Origin of the sequence: Paenarthrobacter sp. A20 (assembly GCF_024168825.1) — a bacterium.
GTDB lineage: Bacteria > Actinomycetota > Actinomycetes > Actinomycetales > Micrococcaceae > Arthrobacter.
On the sequence record NZ_JALJWH010000001.1, the window covers coordinates 1,849,996 to 1,870,506 of the forward strand.

A 20,511-nucleotide genomic window follows, 5' to 3' on the forward strand; every position below is an offset into this window, starting at 1 on the left:
TGACTAATCTGGGGTGCATGGAAGAAGAGCTGAAACCTTTTGTCGACTGGAGTTGGTGCGCGGACAACCCCGGGAAGTTCGTTCTTGCAGATTGCCGCTGGTATCTCGATGGCTCATCCGGGAGCGATGCGTATCGGCGCGGCCATCTTCCCGGGGCCGTCTTCATCGACCTGGACCAGTGGTTGTCCGGGCCGGCATCCCCTGAGGCCGGGAGGAACCCGTTGCCGGACCCCGAAGTATTCGCCGAGGGCATGCGGCAAGCGGGTATCAGTGACTCGGATGCGCTGATCGCCTACGACGACGCAGGTGGAGTCATCGCGGCCAGGCTCGTGTGGATGCTCCGGTCGACGGGACACAATGCAGCGATCCTCAACGGAGGCATGGCCGCTTACCCGGGAGAGCTCACAGCCCAAACACCTCCGCCACGCAGAGGGTTTTTCTCGACACAATCCTGGCCCGGGCGCCTGCTCACCGAAATCTCCGAGTTATCTGACGGCATGTACCCCGTCATCGACGCGCGCAACCGTGACCGCTTCGATGGACTCCAGGATCCCGTGGACCCCCGCCCTGGACACATACCCGGGGCCGTGAACGTCCCGTGCCGCGGAAACCTCCACCCTTTGGGACATCTGCTGCCCGAGCTTGAGATTCGCGCGAACTTCGAACGCCCTGGCGTTCTGTCCGCAGGGAACACTGTCTCCTACTGCGGCTCAGGGGTGACCGCCTGCCACAACCTGCTGATGATGGAACAACTGGGAATGGGCCACGGCAAGCTGTTCGTCGGCGGATGGTCCCAGTACTCCCGCGCGCAGGAGCGGCCAGTGGAGGGGGTGTCACCGGGGTTGTGAGGCCTGCTTTGCGGGCTTGGCGTGGGTTTTGGGGCGCAGAGCGGGCCTAGCAACACAGGGTTACGCGTGCATCGCGCCCTTGAACCAGCCCGTAATCGACGCCGGGTGGGTGATCGCAGTCCCCACCACTACGGCGAACGCACCGGCATCAAGGGCATGCCGCGCGTGAGCCGGGGTATGGATACGGCCCTCCGCGATGAGCGGCTTGCCCAGTCCGGCGGAAGCGATCTGCTCCAACAAATCCAGGTCCGGGCCGTTCGTTTTCGGGCGCTCGCCGGTGTAGCCGGCCAATGTCGTCCCGATCAGGTCTGCCCCGGCTTCAACAGCTGCCGCTGCGTCGTCGAGGGACCCGCAATCGGCCATCACCAGCGCGTGGGACCCAGCGTGGATGCCGGCCACCGTTTCGGCGAGGGAAAGCCCATCCGGGCGTGCCCTGCGCGTTCCATCGATCGCCACCACATGAGCCCCGGCATTCGCCACGGAGAGTGCATGACGGAGCGTGGGGGTGATGAACACGCCGTCGTGGCCGTCTTTCCAGAGGCCAATGACCGGAACTTCGACGGCGGCACGCGTGAACTGCACGTCGGCCAACCCTTGTACGCGGACAGCCGCAGCGCCACCGATGACAGCCGATGCGGCCACCTGGCCGGTGGTGCGGGGATCGCGCATGGGCTCGCCGGGGTATGCCTGGCAGGAAACGATCAGTTGGGAGCGGAGGGCTTCAAGGCCTTCGGGTGTGAGGATCATGATGTTCCCTTACTTACGGACGGCTTAAGGACGAGTTTCGCAGCGCCAACGATGGCGGCTGTGTTGCCAAGGGTGGCCCGGACTACGGGCACGGAAGTCAACGGGGCAAGGAGTTCCTGGCGCAGGGCAGCTTCCATGGGATTCCACCAGAGCTCTCCGGCGTCGGCCAGACCACCGGAGACCACCACAGTTTCAGGGTCAAGGATGTTGATGAGTCCGCCCACGGCTTGTCCGGCAGCGGCTGCGCCAACACCGATGGCACGCACAGCGGCGGCACGGCTGCCAGCGGAGTCAGCGCCAGCACCGCCGTCGTGCGCGTCAGGGACAGAAGAGGCAAGGGCAAACACGCCCCGGGTGTCCACAGCCTCGTCCGAAGACCCGCCAAACCGCAAGTACGCCTCATGGATGGCTGGCCCGGAAGCGATCGCCTCGACGTGCCCGGTTCCACCGCAAACGCAGGCCAAAGGACGCCCGGAAGACACCGCAAGGGGTGAAGCAAAGTGCCCCACATGCCCGCCGACAAAACGGTGCCCCAAGACGGGAGCGCCGTCCAAGACAAAACTGCCGCCCACGCCCGTCCCGAACGCCACCATGAGTGAGCTGGAGGAACCTGCCGCCGCGCCAAGCCAGGCTTCGCCGAGAGCGTGCGCATGGACGTCGTTGACGGCCCGCACCGCAGCAGCCGGCAGCGAAAGCCGCGCAGCAAGCCCGGCCACAAGCGCAGTCCCGGCCCAGCCATGAATCGCGTCGGTCGCAGACACAACGGACCCAACAACAGCGTCAATAACCCCCGCGGAGCCGATGCCGACGCCGGAAACCGAAAGTCCGGCGTCGGCAGCGCGCTCCACCAAGCCCGCGATCAGCGCAGCGGTGGCATCGAGGATGGCTTCGCCACCAGCCCGGTTCAACGTCGGAATGGTCTCCGACATCAACACGTCGCCAGAAGGGGCAACAACCCCGGCGGCGGTTTTCGTGCCGCCGAGGTCAACGCCGATCACATGGGTCATGGAAGCGGTCATGGAACCTTAGACCAGCCCGTTCCGCTCCAGAATTGAACGAATTGCAGCCGTCTCGGAATCGTTCAGGGAAAGCATCGGCGAGCTCATCGTGTTGGACTCGATGACACCCATCACCTGCAGCGCGGTCTTGAACGCACCCAGACCAGCGGCTCCGCCGGACACGCGGCCATTGGGGGTGTAGACGATCTCGAAGACGTCGGCCAAGCGGTCCTGCTCCCTTGCCGCGAGAGCCCAGTCGCCAGCCTGGGCGGCGTCGAACAGTCGACGGTAGCCGGCCGGGTCAACGTTGCCGAGGCCGGGGACAACACCCTGCGCGCCGCCCAGGAGGGCGCCGTCCACCACAACTTCGTGACCGGTGAAGATGTCGAAGTTGGGGATGTCTTTTGCCGCGAGGAGCAGCTGGCGGAAGGAGACGTCGTCGCCGGAGGAGTCCTTGACGCCGGCAAGGACGCCATCGCGGCCGAGGCGGACCAGGAGGTCGGTGGGCAGCTTGAAGTGCGTGCGGACCGGGACGTCGTAGGCGAAGATCGGTTTCTCGATGGCGGCGTGGATGCTGCGGAAGTGCGTTTCGGTCTCCGCGGCGTTGCCAATGGCGTAGTACATGGAGGTGACCACGATCGCGTCGGCGCCGAGGTCAACCACCTTGCGCGCTTCTTCGATGACGCGGTTGGTGGTTTGTTCGTTGGCGCCCACGATCAGCGGGACGGCTCCTGCGTTGGCGTCGGCGATGGTGGAGACCACCAGCTCACGCTCGTCGTTGGTCATGTAGGGGACTTCGCCGGAGGAGCCCAGGACGAAAAGTCCGGACACACCGCCGTCGATCAGGTGCTTGGTGACGTTCTTCAGCGACGCGGTGTCGATGCTGCCGTCGGCGTGGCGGGGGGTGATGACCGGGGGGATGACGCCCTGGAACTGAGTGGACACAGAATTCTCCGTTGTTTGTAGCTTGTGAAGGGAAAAACTAGATGTGGAGCAGGCTCGGCGCGGCGCCGAGCAGCTTCTTGGTGTAGTCGTTGCTGGGGTTGTCGAAGACCTGGGTGGCTGTGCCCTGCTCGACGATCTTGCCGAAGTACATGACGCAGATGCGGTCCGAGACGTACCGGACGGTCTGGATGTCGTGCGAGATGAATACCATGCCGAGGTTCAGCTGGGTCTTCAGGTCGGACAGCAGGTTCAGGACCTGCGCGCGAACCGAAACGTCCAGGGCCGACGTCGGCTCGTCCGCCACGATGATGTCCGGATCCAAGGCCAGTGCGCGGGCGATCGCCACACGCTGGCGCTGGCCGCCGGAAACCTGCGACGGCGTCACTTCAGCTGCCGATTGCGGCAAGCCAACCAGCGCCAACAGTTCCTTGACCTTGGCAGCGCGGGAGGCTGCGTTGCCGATGCCATGGATCTGCAGCGGATCCGTCAGGATGTCCTGGATGGTCATGCGGGGGTTCAGTGCCGTCGCCGGATCCTGGAAGACCACGGAAACTGAGCGGCCGAACTGCTTGCGCATCGCTGCGTTCCGCTTGATGGCGGGCTTTCCATGGAACAGAACCTTGCCCGACGTCGGCGGCTGCAGTCCCACGAGCACTGAAGCGAGCGTGGACTTGCCGCAGCCGGACTCACCGACGATGCCCACGGTTTCGCCGCGGCTGATGGTGAAGTCCACGCCGTCCACGGCTTTGACGATGTTCGGGCGGAACAGGCCACCGGTGCGTGCATGGTGGTAGACCTTGACGTCTTTGAGCTCGATGACCGGCTTTCCGGTTGATTCACTCATTTCGCGTCCTCCTTCAAATGGCTGGCCCAGTAGTGGTCGGCATCGTCTCCGTTCGCTGTGGCAACCGTGGTGAGGACCAGCGTCTGGTGGGGATCGGCGTCGGCGCGCAGCGAGCGGGCCGCGAAGCGGTCTCCTGTTGCGAAGTCCCGCGGGGACGGGACAGTGCCGGGGATCTGGTGGAGGCGGACAGCGTCGGCCTCGATGGAGAGGACCGCACCCAGCAAGCCGCGGGTGTACTCGTGCTTGGGGTTCTGCAGCAGTTCGGAGGCCTGTGCGGATTCAACCACCTGGCCGGCGTACATGACCGTGATGCGGTGGGCCAGGGAGGCCACCAACGCGAGGTCGTGGCTGACGAACACCATCGCGAAACCGAGCTGTTCGCGCAGTTCGTTGAGCAGATCCACAACCTGCTTTTGGACGGTGACATCCAGGGCGGTGGTGGGCTCGTCAGCAACAACGATCTTCGGCGAACGGGACAGGGCCATGGCGATCAGCACGCGTTGGCGCTGGCCGCCGGAGAGCTCGTGCGGGTAGCTGGCGAGGGTCCGGACGGGATCCAGTTTCACCATGTCCAACAGCTCGGCAGGAGTCTTGCGACCCCCGCGCTTGGTCAGCTGTTCCATCTGGTCCTTGATCTTCATGGACGGGTTCAGGGAGCTCAACGCGTCCTGGTAGACCATGGCGATCTGCTCACCGCGCAGGCCCTCGTAGGCCTTGGGGTTGCTGTGCTTGGTGGCGGAGTCCAGGAGTTCCTTGCCATCGAACTTGATGGAACCGGTGACCTGGGCGGTCTTGGGCAGCAGGCCCATGACTGCGAGCGAGGTGATGGACTTGCCACAACCGGACTCACCCACCAGGCCCATGGTCTCGCCTTCGCGGACAGTGAAGGAGACGTTGTCCACGATTGCGATGTCGCCGAAGCGGCCGGGGAAGCGGATGGACAGGTTCTTCACTTCCAGCACATTGCGTGCCCCGGAAGAGACCTGCGGGAGGCGGTCGGTACGCTTCGCTTCGATGGCTGCCAGGAGCTCCAACTCGCGGTCCAGGAGGAGGTGCGGGTTGGCGGCGGCCAGCTTCACATCGGTGAGGACGGCTGACGTGCCCACCTCAGAAGTGGCGGTGTCGCCGGAAGCGGCACGGACGCCGTCGAGCTCGTGTTCCTCAACTACGGAGGGCTGGGCGACGGAGGTTGCGACCTCGGTGTCCACGGCCACAATGGCGGTGGATCCGTCGTCGTCCTTTACTACGGGTGCGCGGCGCAGTTTCGGGTTCACCATGGCGTCGGTGAGGCCTTCGGCCAGGATGTTCAAGGAGAGCACCGTCAACAAGATGGTGACACCGGCGAAGGTGGTGGCCCACCAGCCGCCGGACAGGACCAGGTTGCGGCCGTAGGAAATGACGTTGCCCCATGATGGCGCCGGGTCCTGGACGCCTGCGCCGAGGAAGGACAGCGAGGCTTCGAGGATGATGGCGTCGGCCACCATGACCGTGGCGAACACCAGTACCGGAGCTGCGGTGTTGCGGACGATGTGCTTGACCAGGATGTAGAACCGTCCTGCACCAATCACGCGCTCGGCACGGACGTAGTCTTCGCCATACTGGGCCAGGACGTTGGCGCGGACCACTCGGGCCAGCTGCGGGGTGTAGATGATGGCGATCGCGATGATGATGGTGGGAACCGAGTTGCCGAAAGCAGCCAGCAGCACGGCCGCCAGCGCGATGCCGGGGAATGCCATGAGGATGTCCATGAGCCGCATGATGATCTCGTTCACGGACTTGCTGGACGTCGCGGCGAAGGAGCCGAGGAGCGCACCGGCAAGGATGGCCAAGGCCACCGCGCCGAGGCCGATCATCAGCGATGACTGTGCACCAAAGAGGAGGCGCGAGAAGATATCCCGGCCCAGCCGGTCAGTGCCGAAGAAGTGTTCTGCGCCCGGCGGGGTGGCCGGAATGAAGGTCTCCAGCGGATCGTGCGGGGCGATGACCGGTGCGAAAATGGCCGCCAGAACAATCATGATGAGGAAGAGCAGGGCGATACGGGAGCCCCAGGGCAGGGCCTTGAAACGAATGCCCGGGGCACTTAGCCGTTCTGCGAGCTTGCTGCGCATGAGCTATACCGTCCTGATTCGGGGGTTGATAAGCAGGTAGAGAAGGTCCACCACGATGTTCACCAGAACGAAGGTGACGGAGATGGTGAGCACCACGCCCTGGACCAGGTTGACGTCCAGGTTGGTGATGCCGTTGAGGATCAGTTGGCCCATGCCGGGGAGGGCGAAGATCATTTCAATCACGACGGCGCCACCCAGCAGGTAGCCGACGCGGAGTCCCAGCACGGTCACCGGGGTGACGAGCGCGTTGCGAAGGACGTTCTTGGAGACGACCTCGCGGTAGGGGACGCCGTTGCCGATGGCGGTGCGGACGTAGTCACGGTCCAGCTCTTCCACCATCGAGGTGCGGACCACCCGGATCAGCGATGCTGAGACGGGGATGCCAAGCGCGAGGGCCGGGAGGGCCATCGAGTTGAGCCAACCGCCGAAGCCGGACTCCGGCGTCGCAATTCCGCCCGAGGGGAACATCGGGTTCTCGCCCAGCGCGAACCACTGGATGAGCAGGATGCCCAGCCAGAACGATGGCGTGGCGATCGCTGCAATGGAGAAGACGCGGACCAACTGGTCCTGCCACTTGTCGCGGTACAGGGCGCCGAGGATGCCGAACGCGAGGGAAAGCACGATCGCGATGAGCACGCCCAGGAAGGTGAGCTGGAGCGTCAGGGGGAACGCCGAGCCAATCATGGATGCCACCGACTTTGCCGGCGGGGTGGTGACGCCGAGGTCGAACTGCAGGAGCTTTCCGAGGAAGCGGAAGTACTGCAGGACCAGGGGATCGTTCAGGCCATTGTCCTGGCGGTACTGCTGCTTGGCTTCTTCACTGGCGCCGTCACCGAGGGCGGAGCTTGCCTGGTCGCCGGGGGCGGCCTGCAGGACGAGGAAGACGAGCAACGTAATGCCCAGGATCATCAATGGCAATGCTGCAAGCCTGCGGCCAAGCAGACGCAATATCGTGACCAATTTGTTCTCCGGTTGGTTGGGTGCTGCTGGTTGCGGGGCCCGCTCTGCGGGCTATTTGGGGGATTCAGGCCGCAGAGCGGGCCCCACAACTCGAAGGGTGCTTTAGGCGGTTCGTCCGACGTCGACGAATGACAAGCCGGTGGTGGGCAGGGGCTGGAAGCCGTTGAGCTTCTTCTCGTCCCAGGCACTGGGCAATTGACGGTGGAAGATGGGGTAGAGCGGAACCTCGTCGGACACCATGTCCACGATTTCGCCGACGATCTTTTTGGCCTCGTCTCCGGAGGCCTGCGAGCCCTTGTTCATGAGGTCCTGCAGTTTGGTGCGCTCGGGGGTGGTCCAGAAAGCACGCTTGTCCATCCAGGTTGCGCCGGAGTAGAACCAGCTCAGGAGGAGGTCTGCGTCATTGCCGAAGACTGAGGGATCGCCCGGGGCCGCGACCACCGAGAAATCGCCCTTGCCCACGCGGTCGCTGTACAGCGCGCCGGACTGGAGGCTCTTGACGGTGACCTTGACGCCCGGAATCTTGTTCCAGGATTCAAGGATCAGCGGTGCAACATCCTTGACCCAGGCAGTGTCCGTGGTGAGCAGTTCGAACTCAAGGCTGGTAACGCCTGCCTGCTTCAGCAGGTCTTCGGCCTTGGAAGCGTCGTAACCGTAGACATTCTTGGCCTTGACGTAATCCGGGTGGCCTTCCTGGAAGTAGGAGCTGGCGGCTTTTGCGTTGCCGAACAGCGCCTTCTTGATGATGGATTCCTTGTCCATGCCGTAATGCAACGCCTGGCGGACGAGCTTGTTGTCGAACGGAGCCTTGGCGCAGTTGAACATCAGGAACAGCATGCCGAACGACTGGACGGATTCGACCTTGACCTTGGACTTCAGGCCATCGACGTCCAGGTACGGAACGTCTTCGATGGCCTGGACACGGCCGGACTGGACGGCGGTGACGCGGGCGGCCGCGTCGGAGAGCAGCAGCCAGGTCATGCCCTTGGCCAGTGCGGGCTTGGGGCCGTTGTAGTCGGCGAACGCTTCGAAGACGATCTTGTCGTCCTTGACTGCGGAGATGAGCTTGTACGGACCTGATCCCACCGGTGAAGCGTCGAAGGCCTTCAGGTCGGTGGCGAGTGCCTTGGGAACGATCTTGACCACCGAGATACGGGGACCGAAGCCGGGGAAGGCGTACTTGAGGGTGAACTCCACCGTCTTGGCATCCAGCGGCTTGACGTCCTGGATGAAGGGGATGAACTGGGAGAACAAGGACTTGTTCGCCGGATCCATCACGCGGGTGAAGGAGAAAGCGACGTCTTCGGTGGTGACGGGGGAGCCATCGTGGAACTTTGCACCGTCGCGGATGGTCACCTGGTAGGTGGTGTCGTTGACCTTCTTGGGGTCCGCCGCCGCCAAGGCGTTGTAGGGCTGCCGAGTGGCGGGGTGGAGCTCGATGAGGCCTTCAAAGATGTGGAGGTTGGCGGCCATCGGCGTGGCTCCGGAGGAGCTCAGCGGATCAAAGCCAGTGGACAGCGCGTAGGAGATGCCTGCCTCGATGGTGAGGTCCTTGTTAACTGCCGCGGTATTGGTGGTCGTGCCCGTGGTGGTGCTGGCAGCGCCGCCGCACGCGGAGAGGGTTGCCGTGAAGGCGGCTGCTGCACCAACTGCGCCGCTTAGCTTCAGGAAGTTCCGGCGGCTGGCGTCGTTGACCAGCGGCAGGCTGTGGATCGTCTTGCTCATAGGGTGCCTCACCATTCGCGTTTCGTGGGTTATCGGATGTAGGACGTCCGATGCTCGTATTGAAACTGTAAGGGCGGTCACAACGGGACGTCAAGTGTGAATCGGCGCTGAGGGTGCTGGCGCACGCCTTGTGGATTGCCGGCTGCGGCCGGTTCGGAACGGAAACCTCAAGGATTTCGCGGCACATAGCTATGACGGAGGTGGGACATCCGATATTGTATGTTGCGAGTCACTCATTCTTTGGTGGGCACTAAGCTCGCCTCAATATTAACACCGCACTTGCTTCCAAGGCTGGCCTCCGCCCGCTTCAAGGCAAGTGCATCGGCAAGGAGAAAGCCATGACAACTTCCAGTGTGGTTCCGCAGGCGCGGTTCAGTGCACAGGCCCGGCTGCGGGCTTTGCAGTCGGACATTATGGAATTGATCCTTGAGCGCGAGCTCGAGGCGGGCGATCCATTGCCGACGGAAAGTGAGCTTTCCGGCGCTCTCGGCGTGGGACGCAATACGCTCCGCGAGTCACTCAAGGTGCTGCAAGCCCTCGGTGTCATCGAAATCCGCCACGGCTTCGGCATGTTCGTCGCCCCCAGTAACTTTGACGCCTTGGCTGACGGGCTGACTTTCCGGGGCCGCCTCTCCCTGCGTCACCAGGGCTTGGAAGCCTTGCAGTTGGTGGATGTGCGCCAGGCACTGGAATCCGGGCTCATCGGCTCGTCCATTGATGTCATGACCAAAGAGCAGCTCGCTTCCATCGAAGACGCCGTGAAACAGATGGAAGAGCTCGCCGCTGCCGGCGAAAACTTTGTGGCTGCGGACGCCGAATTCCACCGCCGACTTTTCGAACCCCTGAACAACGAGCTCCTGATCAACCTCATGGGCGTGTTTTGGAAGGTGTACCGGAAGATCCACGTGGAGATCGGTCCGGGCAACGAGGACCTGGTGAAGACTGCCGCGATGCACCGTGGAATCTATGGTGCTGTCGCCGCGGGTGACAAAGTCATGGCCTCCGAACTGCTCAACCGGCACTTTGACGGCATCCGCCGCCGCATCAGCGAGGCCGTTGGGGACTAAGCGTCCGCGGTTAACGCAAGGGGCCGCCGTCGTACTTCTTTGGAAAGTACGACGGCGGCCCGTTTAGTTCTGCGTGTTGCCCACCCGCCGCTGCCCTACTTGGGTGGGTACTTGGGCAAAGCAAAAGACCCGCACCGGCGAACCGGTGCGGGTCTTCATTTGTGCGCCCAAAGGGATTCGAACCCCTGACCTTCTGTTCCGTAGACAGACGCTCTATCCAGCTGAGCTATGGGCGCATTTCGTGTGATTCTCGGCGGTCTGTTTCTCTGACCCCCTCGAACCTCAATAAACTTTACAGAAGTTCATGTGAAGTTCCAAATCGAAAAGCTGTAATCTAGGCAACTAGACCGGTCTACGTGACCTTAGTCACTTAAAACCTGCTTTTGAGAACCTTCCTCCTTGAGTTCTAGCGGTTTTTGCTTTTCCGTCCTCCGGATGTCCGATGTCTGACAGCGGATTGGTCTGGTCCGCGGCCCCTATCGTTTAGGACACACCACTGAACCCGAGGAAGGGAACCGCAATGGGCGATCTGGCGCGACTGCCGCTGCTTGAGAAGGCACCTACTACGCATGCACGCCTGCTGGCCTGGGTTGAGGAAGTTGCCGAGCTGACTCAGCCGGACCGCATCCACTGGGTTGATGGCAGCGAAGCAGAAAACAAGAAGCTCACGGACGAACTGGTTGAGGCCGGCACGCTGAAGCGGCTGAACCCGGAAACGTTCCCGAATTCCTTCGCGGCGTTCTCCGACCCCGCTGACGTTGCCCGTGTTGAAGAGCAGACCTTCATCTGCTCAGAGAACGAGCGCGACGCAGGCTTCACCAATAACTGGATGGCCCCGGCCGAGATGAAGCAGAAGCTGCGCGGCCTGTTCGCCGGCTCCATGCGAGGCCGCACCATGTACGTCATTCCGTTCGTCATGGGCCACCTGGATGCCGAGGACCCGAAGTTTGGCGTCGAGATCACCGACTCCGCCTACGTTGTTGCCTCCATGCGCATCATGGCCCGCATCGGTACGGACGTGCTTGACCGCATCACGCAGACCGATGCTTTCTTCGTTCCGGCATTGCACTCGCTGGGCGCACCGCTGGAAGCCGGCCAGGCCGACGTCGCGTGGCCGTGCAACACCGACAAGTGGATTGTTCACTTCCCCGAAGAGCGCTCCATCTGGTCCTTCGGCTCCGGCTACGGCGGCAACGCCCTCCTGGGCAAGAAGTGCTACGCGCTGCGCATCGCATCGGTAATGGCCCGCGACGAAGGTTGGCTGGCCGAGCACATGCTCATCCTCAAGCTGACCTCCCCCGAGCAGAAGACCTACTACGTCTCCGCTGCTTTCCCGTCCGCCTGCGGCAAGACCAACCTCGCGTTGCTCGATCCCACCATCAAGGGCTGGAAGGTTGAGACCCTCGGAGACGACATCACCTGGATGCGCTTCGGCAAGGAAGGCGAGCTCCGAGCCGTCAACCCTGAAGCCGGCCTGTTCGGCGTCGCTCCCGGTACCGGTTGGGGCACCAACCCCAATGCCATGCGTGCCATCGCCAAGGGCAACAGCATCTTCACCAACGTGGCTCTGACCGACGATGGTGGCGTCTGGTGGGAAGGAATGACGGAGGAAACTCCGGCACACCTGACCGACTGGCGCGGTGAGTCCTGGACTCCGGACTCCGATGCTCCGGCCGCACACCCGAACTCCCGCTTCTGCACGCCGATCGACCAGATCGACATGCTGGCTGAGGAATACTTCAGCCCGGAGGGCGTGGAACTGTCCGCGATCCTGTTCGGTGGCCGCCGTAAGACCACCATCCCGCTGGTTACCGAAGCCCGCGACTGGTCCAACGGCATCTTCATGGGTTCCACGCTGTCCTCGGAAACCACGGCTGCTGCCGCCGGTGCCGTTGGCGTTGTCCGCCGCGACCCCATGGCCATGCTGCCGTTCATCGGCTACGACGCAGGCGATTACCTGAACCACTGGGTCAACCTCTCTGCCAAGGCCAACCCGGAGCGTCTGCCCAAGATCTTCCTGGTCAACTGGTTCCGCCGCACGGCCGAGGGCGGCTTCGCCTGGCCTGGCTTCGGAGACAACGCCCGTGTGCTCAAGTGGGCCATCGAGCGCCTTGAGGGTAAGGCCGACGCTGTGGAAACCCCGATCGGCTTTGTTCCGACCGGTGAGTCCATCGACCTCGAGGGCCTGGACATGACTCCGGCCGAGGTTGAGTCGGCTGTTCGCGTCGACCCTGAAGAGTGGGCAACAGAGCTGGCGTCCATCGAAGAATGGTTCGCCAACTTCGGCGAATCGCTCCCGGCGGCACTCCAGTCCGAGCTGGACGGTCTCAAGACCCGTCTGGGCTAGACCTCTTAGGAACAACGGCGTTCTTAAGTGAACGACGACGGCCCGTCACCTTTCGTTGGAAAGGTGACGGGCCGCCGTCGTGATGTGCGTGCCTTAGTTGGCGAGCCAAACGTCCGGCCCGAACACTTCGTAGTGGATCCGGGTGGCCGGGATTCCGGCGTCGATGGCTTCGTCACGGATTTTCTTCATGAAGGGGAGCGGTCCGCACAGGTAGAGCGATGCCTCGGCGGGCAGGTCTACTTCCCGCAAGGACATGAAGCCTTCGCTGGCACCGGCATGGGGTGATTCAAGCCAGAGCTGCAGCTCTGCGTCGATCGTCGCGGCGTCTGCCGTCATCTGGCCCCTCAACGCCCAGTTGTCCATGGTCTTCTCGGCATGGAGGACCATAACCTGCCGATCCGTGCCGGACTCCGCGAGCGAGCGCAGAATGGACGCCGTGGGAGTGCATCCGATTCCCGCGGATGCCAGGACGACCGGTCCATCGCCATCCTTGAGGGTGATCTCGCCGTAGGGGTTCGAGATCTCCAGTATGTCGCCAGGTTCGACGCCGGCATGCAGGGCGGTGGATACCTCGCCGCCGTCGTTGAGTTTGGTGGTGAAGGTTCGGTTGGTGCCCGTGTCACCGGACAGCGAATACTGGCGCACTTGGCGCAGGCCGTCCCTGAGGCGGACCTTGACGCTGATGTATTGACCCGGGATCGCTTCCGTGGCTGGGGTGTCGTCCGCAGCTTCCAGGGTGAATGTCATGGCGTCCGCGCCCGCGGCTTCCTTGGCGGTTACGCGCCAAGGCGTCCACATTTTTGTGTTCGCCTGGGAAGCGTAGAGGTCCTTTTCGAGCTTGATCAGGGCGTCGGCCATCAGCCAGTACACCTCGGTCCAGGCTTCCGCAATGTCCGGCGTGATGACGTCGGCCAGGTCTGCGGCGATGGCGGCGAACAAGTGCTCATGGACCACGCCGTACTGATCCTCGGTGATCCCGAGTGAGGCGTGCTTGTGGGCGATCCGCGAGAGGACCTTTTCGGGCAGTGTGCCGGGGTTGTTCACCAGGTGGGTTGCGAACGCCGCGATGCTCCCGGCGAGAGCCCGCTGTTGATCGCCTGAACGCTGGTTGGATCGGCTGAAGAGGCCATCGAGTAATTCGGGATGCGCTGCGAAAAGCCGCTGGTAGAAGTCGGCCGTGATCGAGCCGATCCGTGCACCCACCAAAGGGAGGGTTGCTTCGATGATGGGCCGGGACTTTTCCGAGAGCATGGTTCTCCTGGGTGTAGGGGTCAGCCTTGACTGGCCGATATATAAGCATTTGAAATGCATATATTTATACCTCAATTTCTACACTGCGTAGAAGAGTTGTGCAAGCTGTGAAGGGGCCAGCTGCCAGGGAAGTCGTTCCGGGGTTGCCGAGGGCGCTTACGGCTGGGTGGCCGGTACCCTGAACTCCGGGCGCAGCCCGATGGATTGGAACACCGGGTTCATCTGGCGGGCGTGGGGGAGTGAAGCTATGACCACAGTATCGAGCTCGCGGTAAAAGGCCTCCCGGGCGCGATTCATCGCGTGGCGCAGGCCGCATTCAGTGATAAGCGGGCAATTCTTTGTGGGAGATTGGCACTCCGCCGGATCCTGCCGGCTGTCCAAATGCCGAAGGACTTCCCCGACGGTGGCCCGCCGTCCGGATTCATTGAGCCGGGAACCGCCCAACCGGCCACGTTCGACGTCGATGTAACCCAGTGCACGCAGGCGGACCATGGCCTTGCTGACGTGGTTGTACGGTGTCCCGACGGCGTCGGCCACTGCCTGGGTGGTCAACAGCGTACCGTCGGGAGCCGCGGCCAACACCATGATGGCGCGGAGGCTGACATCTGCGAACGCGTTTATCTTCATGGGATCAGCTCACGGGTCGGGTCCAGCTCACGGTTAGGGTCTAGTCCACCCAGATGGATGGCTCGTGTGTATCGGGTTCCATCGCGCTGAAGGCAAAGCCCTCCGCCGTGGGAGAGTACGGGATGATGGCGGCCAGAACGTCGCCGTTCCGGTGCTCGGCTGCGCCGTGGATACCGTCAGATCCATGGTCCGGCAGGCTGACGTCACTTACTACTGCGATGGCCCGGAACTCATCACGGCCCTGGCGGAGAAGGTCCTGGATGTCCGAGAGCATCTGACCGGCGTCGACGTCACCGTTTTCGTCCGGCTCGCCAGGAGCAATCATCACTATCCGCAGCTCGCCGTCCTCGGACAACGTGACTCCGAACGGGAAGAAACCGCCGTTCTGCTGGAGATGCTCCTGGGCGGTTCCAAGCGCGGTTCCCAGGGTTTCACGGAGTTCGCGATCCTGGTCCGATTCTCCTGAAACGCCATCGGTGACGGGCTGGTCACTCATGCCTGGACCTACGCCCGGACCAGTGCGAGGACGCGGTCGCGGATCTTTTCCATGGTGGACTGGTCCTTGGCTTCTGCGTTCAGGCGCAGGAAGGGCTCGGTGTTGGACGGGCGCAGGTTGAACCACCAGCTGCCATCCTTGGCCGCGAACGTGCTGCCGTCCATGTGGTCGATGTCGATGTCTTCGGTTTCAAAGTCGATGCGGACGCGCTCGACTGCGCCTGCCTTGTCCTCGATTTCCGAGTTGATTTCACCGGAGGAGACGTACGGCTCGTACTGGCGGCCGAGCTCGGAGAGCGGACCGTCCTGCTCGCCGAGGGCGGCCAGGACGTGCATGGCAGCAAGCATGCCGGTGTCGGCGTTCCAGAAATCCCGGAAGTAGAAGTGCGCTGAGTGCTCCCCGCCGAACACGGCGCCTTCCTCGGCCATGACGGCTTTGATGAAGGAGTGTCCCACGCGGGTCCGTACCGCACGGCCGCCGTCCTTGGCCACCAGTTCGGGCACGGCCTTGGACGTGAGGAGGTTGTGGATGATCACAGGGGTGTGTTCCCCTGCTGCCTGGGCGCGGGCGATCTCCCGGCGGGCAACCATGCCGGTGATCGCGGACGGAGAGACCGACTCACCCTTTTCGTCGATCACGAAGCAGCGGTCAGCGTCGCCGTCGAAGGCCAGTCCGATGTCCGCGCCGTGCTTGATGACAGCGGCCTGCAGGTCACGGAGGTTTTCCGGTTCCAGGGGGTTGGCCGGGTGGTTGGGGAACGAACCGTCCAGTTCAAAGTAGAGCGGGACGATCTCGAACGGCAGTGCCGGGAGCAATTTGTCTCCAAGGACTGCCGGAGTGGTCAGGCCGGCCATGCCGTTGCCGGCGTCCACGACGATCTTCAGCGGACGGGAGCCGGAAAGGTCCACGAGTTTGCGCAGGTACTCGGAGTAGTCCTTCAGGACGTCGTGCACGCCGATCTCGCCGCGGTTGGCCGCTGCAGGGATGGTGCCGGAGTTCAGGTACTGCTCTGCGAGGGCCTGGATTTCCTTCAGGCCGGACTCGGAGGAGATGGGCTGGGCACCGGCCTTGGCCATTTTGATGCCGTTGTATTCGGCAGGGTTGTGGCTGGCGGTGAACGTGGCGCCGGCGGCGTTCAAAGCGCCGCATGCGTAGTAGAGCTCATCTGTGGAGATCAGGTCCAGCAGTTGGACGTTCGCTCCACGCGTGGCTGCGCCGTTGGCAAAGGCCTGGCTGAACTCGGGCGAGGAGGGACGCATGTCGCCGCCGACCAGGACGGTCTCGCCCTCGAGGCCCAGGACGTCGATAAAGGCAGCGCCAACGGCCTCGACGATTTCAGCCGTGATGGATTCACCCACGATCCCACGGACGTCATACGCCTTGAAGGATGCCGAGAGGTCGAATGTCTTGTTCTGCTCGCTAGTCACGCGCTCAATCCTACTGTGGCAACGCAATTGGGCATGAATGCGGAAGGGAGCTATGTGGATAGCCGTTGTCCACATAGCGTGGATGAACGGTTCTGGCTGTCAGGGTCGGCTGGAATACTGGGGTGATGGCCTACAACTCCCAGAACGCTGCCGTTTCCGTGCAATCACCCACCCAGCAACAGGCTTTGGCGTGCCTGCGGGAGTTGGTGGGGCACCCCGAAGCGCAGTTCCATGACGGCCAGTATGAAGCGATCGAGGCATTGGTTGATGCCGGCCGGCGGGCGTTGGTTGTCCAGCGAACCGGTTGGGGAAAGTCAGCTGTCTATTTCGTCGCATCGTTGCTGCTGCGGAGACGGGGAGCGGGTCCAACGCTGATTGTCTCGCCCCTGCTCGCCCTCATGCGTGATCAGGTTGCCGCCGCCGCGCGGGCAGGTGTGCGTGCCGTGGCCATCAACTCTGCCAATGCTTTGGAATGGGACACAGTCCTGGCCCAGTTGGCCGCAGACGAGGTGGACGTCCTCTTGGTTTCTCCCGAGCGTCTGACAAACCCGTCCTTCAGGGAGAACCAGCTCCCGGAGCTCATCCGTCGTACCGGTCTCCTGGTGATTGACGAGGCTCACTGCATCTCGGACTGGGGGCACGACTTCCGGCCCGATTACCGACGCATTGCCGATCTCATCGCGCAGTTGCCGGCATCCGTGCCAGTCCTGGCCACTACAGCCACAGCCAACTCCCGGGTGGTCCATGACATCGAGGAACAACTCGGCGACGGAGTGCTGACCATCCGGGGTGCTCTCGGCCGTGAATCACTGCGCCTCGGCGTTCTGACCCTGCCCGATTCCCGGGACCGGTTGGGTTGGTTGCTGACTCACCTGGCCGACATGCCCGGCAGCGGGATTATCTACACGCTCACGGTTTCGGCCGCAGAAGACACCGCCCGGCTCCTCGCAGAAGCGGGACACAACGTCCTGTCTTACACGGGACGGACAGATCCCGCGGACCGGGAACGCGCTGAGCAACTCCTCAAGGACAACCAGGTGAAGGCCCTCGTGGCCACGTCCGCCCTGGGAATGGGTTTCGACAAGCCGGACCTGGGCTTTGTCATCCACCTTGGCGCGCCGTCTTCACCCGTTGCCTATTACCAGCAGGTTGGACGTGCTGGACGTGGAGCAGCCAACGCGGACGTCTTGTTGCTTCCCGGCTCTGAGGACCGTGAAATCTGGCAGTACTTTGCCACAGCCTCCATGCCATCCGCGGAAAAGGCCGACGCCGTACTGGCCGTCCTCGGGGAGGCAGGATCCGCCCTCTCTACCGTCGCGCTGGAAGCCCGGGTGGATCTTCGCCGCACGCCGTTGGAACTCCTCCTCAAAGTCCTGGCAGTTGACGGCGCAGTAGAACGCGTCGGCGGGGGGTGGCGTTCCACCGGCATGCCGTGGAACTACGATGCCGAGCGGTACGCGCGCATCGCCGAGGCGCGTGTGGACGAGCAGGACTCCATGGTGATCTACCAGGACACCGCAGGTTGCCGAATGGAATTCATCACCTCAGTACTGGACGACGAAACAGCTGCCGCGTGCGGCCGTTGCGACAACTGCGCTGGCCGTTGGTTCCCCGTGGACGTGGCAGCCTCGGCAGCCGACACCGCGGGACAAACCCTGCGGCGAGCCGGCATAGCCGTGGAACCACGCCTTCAATGGCCCAGCGGCATGGATAGGCTCGGGGTTGCGGTCAAAGGCAAGATCAAGCCCGACGAGAGCGTGTCCGAAGGGCGGATCCTGGCCCGGCTAACCGACCTCGGGTGGGGCGGAGCCCTCCGGGAGTTGTTCGCCGCCGGCGCTCCGGACCGCGCCGTAGACCCTGCCATGCTGCAGGCATGCGTCCAGGTACTGCGCGAATGGTCAGGGGCTGAAGGCGGAACCCCGTGGAGCGGGGTCGGCCGTCCTGCGGCAGTTGTCAGCATTCCGTCACGGAGCAAGCCGCAGCTGGTCGAATCCTTGGCCCAGGGAATAGCCGGTATTGGGCGGATGCCTTACCTCGGGCAACTGCAGCCCCAGCACGGTGGGCCAACGGGAGCTCGTGGAGGCAACAGTGCATATCGGCTGGCCGGGGTCTGGGACAGGCTCGTGGTCGGTCCCGAACTTGCCCAGGCCTTGGCAGGTACCGGGGGCCAGCCCGTACTGCTGGTCGATGACCTCATTGACAGCCGATGGACCATGACCGTCTCGGCCAGGGCACTGCGCCAGGCTGGTGTGGGTGCGGTCCTCCCGCTGGCGCTGGCCCAAGCGGGGTAGAGCGGCTGCCCAGTCCGGTAGGACTGCGTCATGTTGTGATCGCTCCCACGCTGCCTCTATAGGATCGACCAAACAGCCCGCTCCCTGTCGCGGGCCATACGCCAGAACCCGGACCGGAGCCATGAGCACAAACCCGAGCAGCACAGACGTCGACGCAGCCAACCAGACGAGTTGGCGGCCGCGCCTGGCACTGCTCGTGGCGGCGACGTTCTTCATGGAATTCCTGGACGGGACCATCCTCACGACGGCCATCCCCAGCATCGCCTCCGATTTCCGGGTGGCACCTGCTGACATCAACATCACCATGACGGCGTACCTGGTGACGGTCGCCATGGGCATTCCGTTGAGCAGTTGGCTCGCTGAGCGGTTTGGCGCTCGCAGGATCTTCTGCCTTGCGATATCCGTGTTCACCATTGCCTCGCTGCTCTGCGCGATCAGCACCGACCTGACTATGCTCACGCTCAGCCGGGTGGCGCAGGGCATGGGCGGGGCCATGATGGTTCCCGTAGGCACCCTGGTGGTGCTGCGGGGCACCCCCAAATCCGAGCTTCTCCGGGCTACCGCTTATCTGGTGTGGCCCGGGCTCCTTGCTCCTGTCCTGGCCCCGATGGTGGGCGGCGCCCTCACGACCTTCCTTTCATGGCACTGGATCTTCATCATCAACGTCCCGCTGGGCCTGGCTGCCTTCATTGCAGCCCTCCGGCTGGTGCCGCAAACGCAGTTCGACGGGAAGCGCCGGCTGGACTGGTTCGGCTTGCTGCTCACCACCCTGGGTGTAGGCGCGTTGGTGGTGGGGCTGGAAACCCTGGGGGGACACGCATCGAATGTGCTGGCCGCGGGAGTGGTTTCCGCAGGGGTGCTGTCGCTCGCGGGCGCGGTCTGGTGGATGAGCAAGGCGAAAGTTCCGCTGTTCAACCTCAGCGTCTTCGGGACCAGGACGTTCAGGGCAACATCCACCGGGGGGTTCATTTACCGGCTGACCATCAGTTCTGTCCCTTTCCTGCTGCCGCTGATGTTCCAGGACGGGTTCGGTTGGGATCCCCTCAAGGCCGGCGTGATGGTGGCAGCGGTGTTCGTGGGCAACATTGGGATCAAACCGGCCACTACGCCCTTGATCAGGCGTTTCGGGTTCAAGCCCGTGCTGGTCTTTGCGTCGTTTGCTTCGGCCGTGACGTTTGCGTTGTGCGCTTTCCTTGATGCCCAAACACCCGAGCCACTCATTTTCGCCTTGTTGCTGTTCAGCGGTGCCTTCCGTTCCATCGGTTTCTCCGCGTACGCCTCGGTGCAGTATGCGGACATCATCCCTGGACAGTTGCCCTCGGCCAACGCCATCTCCGCAACGCTGGTTCAGCTGGCGGCTGCGGCCGGGATCGCGGTGGGTGCCTTGTTCCTGCGCCTTTTTGAGGCCACAGACGTGTTCGGCCCGGACCAAGTGTCGGCGTACAAGGGGGCCTTCGTAGCCATGGCGGTGCTGATGCTGGTCAGCACTGTGGACAGCCTCACGCTTCATCGGCATGCGGGAGCCGAAGTCAGCGGCGGAGCGAAGCGCGGTTAAACGCAAAAGGTCCCGGTTCGAAAACCGGGACCAATTCGCGGAGACGGGGGGATTTGAACCCCCGGTGGAGTTGTGCCCCACACTTCATTAGCAGTGAAGCCCATTCGGCCGCTCTGGCACGTCTCCCTTTGCTATTGCTAGCCCACCAAGGATACGCAGAACCTGCGGTCCAGTGCAAAACGCGGCCATTCGCCCGCCCATTTCGATGGTTCGCTGCAGGATAGGCCGTTGGCACGGCATGGTGCGCAGGGAACCATCGAATCGGGCCCGGCGGA

At 63.3% G+C, this 20,511-nt stretch carries 16 protein-coding genes and 2 tRNA genes; 5 read left to right on the top strand and 13 right to left on the bottom strand.

Going from position 1 to position 20,511, the window contains the following annotated elements:
* Positions 1-17 precede the first annotated feature (17 nt).
* Positions 18-848 carry a sulfurtransferase gene (locus J3D46_RS08860; protein ID WP_253466509.1) on the top strand — a complete coding sequence of 277 codons (831 nt, stop codon included), beginning with the start codon at positions 18-20 and terminating at the stop codon, positions 846-848.
* A gap of 60 nt (positions 849-908) precedes the next feature.
* On the opposite strand, the gene J3D46_RS08865 is transcribed toward J3D46_RS08860, so the two are convergent.
* The 7 genes from J3D46_RS08865 to J3D46_RS08895 all read right to left on the bottom strand — a co-directional run bounded on the left by J3D46_RS08865 (position 909) and on the right by J3D46_RS08895 (position 9,175).
* Positions 909-1,595: an N-acetylmannosamine-6-phosphate 2-epimerase gene (locus J3D46_RS08865; RefSeq protein ID WP_253466511.1), complete on the bottom strand. Its 687-nt coding sequence runs from the start codon at positions 1,593-1,595 to the stop codon at positions 909-911.
* Complete coding sequence (locus tag J3D46_RS08870) at positions 1,592-2,602, bottom strand: ROK family protein (protein ID WP_253469186.1); 1,011 nt, start codon at positions 2,600-2,602, stop codon at positions 1,592-1,594. Before J3D46_RS08870 ends, J3D46_RS08865 begins: the two co-directional genes overlap by 4 nt.
* A gap of 18 nt (positions 2,603-2,620) precedes the next feature.
* Entirely contained in the window at positions 2,621-3,538 is a 918-nt protein-coding gene (locus tag J3D46_RS08875; RefSeq protein WP_253466513.1) for a dihydrodipicolinate synthase family protein, read from the bottom strand.
* Positions 3,539-3,575: 37 nt separating this feature from the next.
* The gene (locus J3D46_RS08880; protein ID WP_231341342.1) at positions 3,576-4,382 is read right to left on the bottom strand and encodes an ATP-binding cassette domain-containing protein; all 807 of its coding nucleotides are present in this window, start codon (positions 4,380-4,382) and stop codon (positions 3,576-3,578) included.
* A complete protein-coding gene (locus J3D46_RS08885) occupies positions 4,379-6,490 on the bottom strand; it encodes a dipeptide/oligopeptide/nickel ABC transporter permease/ATP-binding protein (protein WP_253466515.1) in 2,112 nt (703 codons plus the stop codon). Before J3D46_RS08885 ends, J3D46_RS08880 begins: the two co-directional genes overlap by 4 nt.
* A gap of 3 nt (positions 6,491-6,493) precedes the next feature.
* On the bottom strand, positions 6,494-7,450 hold the full coding sequence (locus J3D46_RS08890) for an ABC transporter permease (protein ID WP_024819607.1): 957 nt from the start codon (positions 7,448-7,450) through the stop codon (positions 6,494-6,496).
* Between the two features lie 102 nt (positions 7,451-7,552).
* Positions 7,553-9,175 (bottom strand): ABC transporter substrate-binding protein, encoded by a 1,623-nt coding sequence (locus tag J3D46_RS08895; RefSeq protein WP_374110784.1) that lies wholly within the window; start codon positions 9,173-9,175, stop codon positions 7,553-7,555.
* 338 nt (positions 9,176-9,513) lie between these two features.
* On the opposite strand from J3D46_RS08895, the gene J3D46_RS08900 reads away from it, so the two are divergent.
* On the top strand, positions 9,514-10,242 hold the full coding sequence (locus J3D46_RS08900; RefSeq protein WP_253466517.1) for a FadR/GntR family transcriptional regulator: 729 nt from the start codon (positions 9,514-9,516) through the stop codon (positions 10,240-10,242).
* Between the two features lie 162 nt (positions 10,243-10,404).
* Here the strand turns inward: J3D46_RS08900 and J3D46_RS08905 are convergent.
* Positions 10,405-10,478: transfer RNA gene (locus J3D46_RS08905), tRNA-Arg, on the bottom strand.
* 284 nt (positions 10,479-10,762) lie between these two features.
* Here J3D46_RS08905 and J3D46_RS08910 point away from each other — a divergent pair.
* Positions 10,763-12,589 (top strand): phosphoenolpyruvate carboxykinase (GTP), encoded by a 1,827-nt coding sequence (locus J3D46_RS08910; RefSeq protein WP_017198121.1) that lies wholly within the window; start codon positions 10,763-10,765, stop codon positions 12,587-12,589.
* Positions 12,590-12,682: 93 nt separating this feature from the next.
* Here J3D46_RS08910 and J3D46_RS08915 read toward each other — a convergent pair whose 3' ends face one another.
* The 4 genes from J3D46_RS08915 to J3D46_RS08930 all read right to left on the bottom strand — a co-directional run bounded on the left by J3D46_RS08915 (position 12,683) and on the right by J3D46_RS08930 (position 16,390).
* Positions 12,683-13,840 carry a globin domain-containing protein gene (locus J3D46_RS08915; protein ID WP_253466519.1) on the bottom strand — a complete coding sequence of 386 codons (1,158 nt, stop codon included), beginning with the start codon at positions 13,838-13,840 and terminating at the stop codon, positions 12,683-12,685.
* A gap of 156 nt (positions 13,841-13,996) precedes the next feature.
* Positions 13,997-14,467: an Rrf2 family transcriptional regulator gene (locus tag J3D46_RS08920; protein ID WP_231343207.1), complete on the bottom strand. Its 471-nt coding sequence runs from the start codon at positions 14,465-14,467 to the stop codon at positions 13,997-13,999.
* A 40-nt stretch (positions 14,468-14,507) separates the two neighbouring features.
* Positions 14,508-14,963 (bottom strand): hypothetical protein, encoded by a 456-nt coding sequence (locus J3D46_RS08925; protein WP_253466522.1) that lies wholly within the window; start codon positions 14,961-14,963, stop codon positions 14,508-14,510.
* Between the two features lie 8 nt (positions 14,964-14,971).
* Positions 14,972-16,390, bottom strand: coding sequence for a phosphomannomutase/phosphoglucomutase (locus J3D46_RS08930; protein ID WP_231343213.1), 1,419 nt, complete (start codon positions 16,388-16,390; stop codon positions 14,972-14,974).
* A 125-nt stretch (positions 16,391-16,515) separates the two neighbouring features.
* Between J3D46_RS08930 and J3D46_RS08935 the strand changes: the two genes are divergently transcribed.
* Both J3D46_RS08935 and J3D46_RS08940 read left to right on the top strand, forming a co-directional pair.
* Positions 16,516-18,681, top strand: a complete 2,166-nt coding sequence (locus J3D46_RS08935; RefSeq protein WP_253466525.1) for an ATP-dependent DNA helicase RecQ — start codon at positions 16,516-16,518, stop codon at positions 18,679-18,681.
* A 121-nt stretch (positions 18,682-18,802) separates the two neighbouring features.
* Complete coding sequence (locus J3D46_RS08940) at positions 18,803-20,236, top strand: MFS transporter (protein ID WP_231343216.1); 1,434 nt, start codon at positions 18,803-18,805, stop codon at positions 20,234-20,236.
* Positions 20,237-20,274: 38 nt separating this feature from the next.
* On the opposite strand, the gene J3D46_RS08945 is transcribed toward J3D46_RS08940, so the two are convergent.
* Positions 20,275-20,362 (bottom strand) — tRNA-Ser (locus J3D46_RS08945).
* Positions 20,363-20,511: the final 149 nt, after the last annotated feature.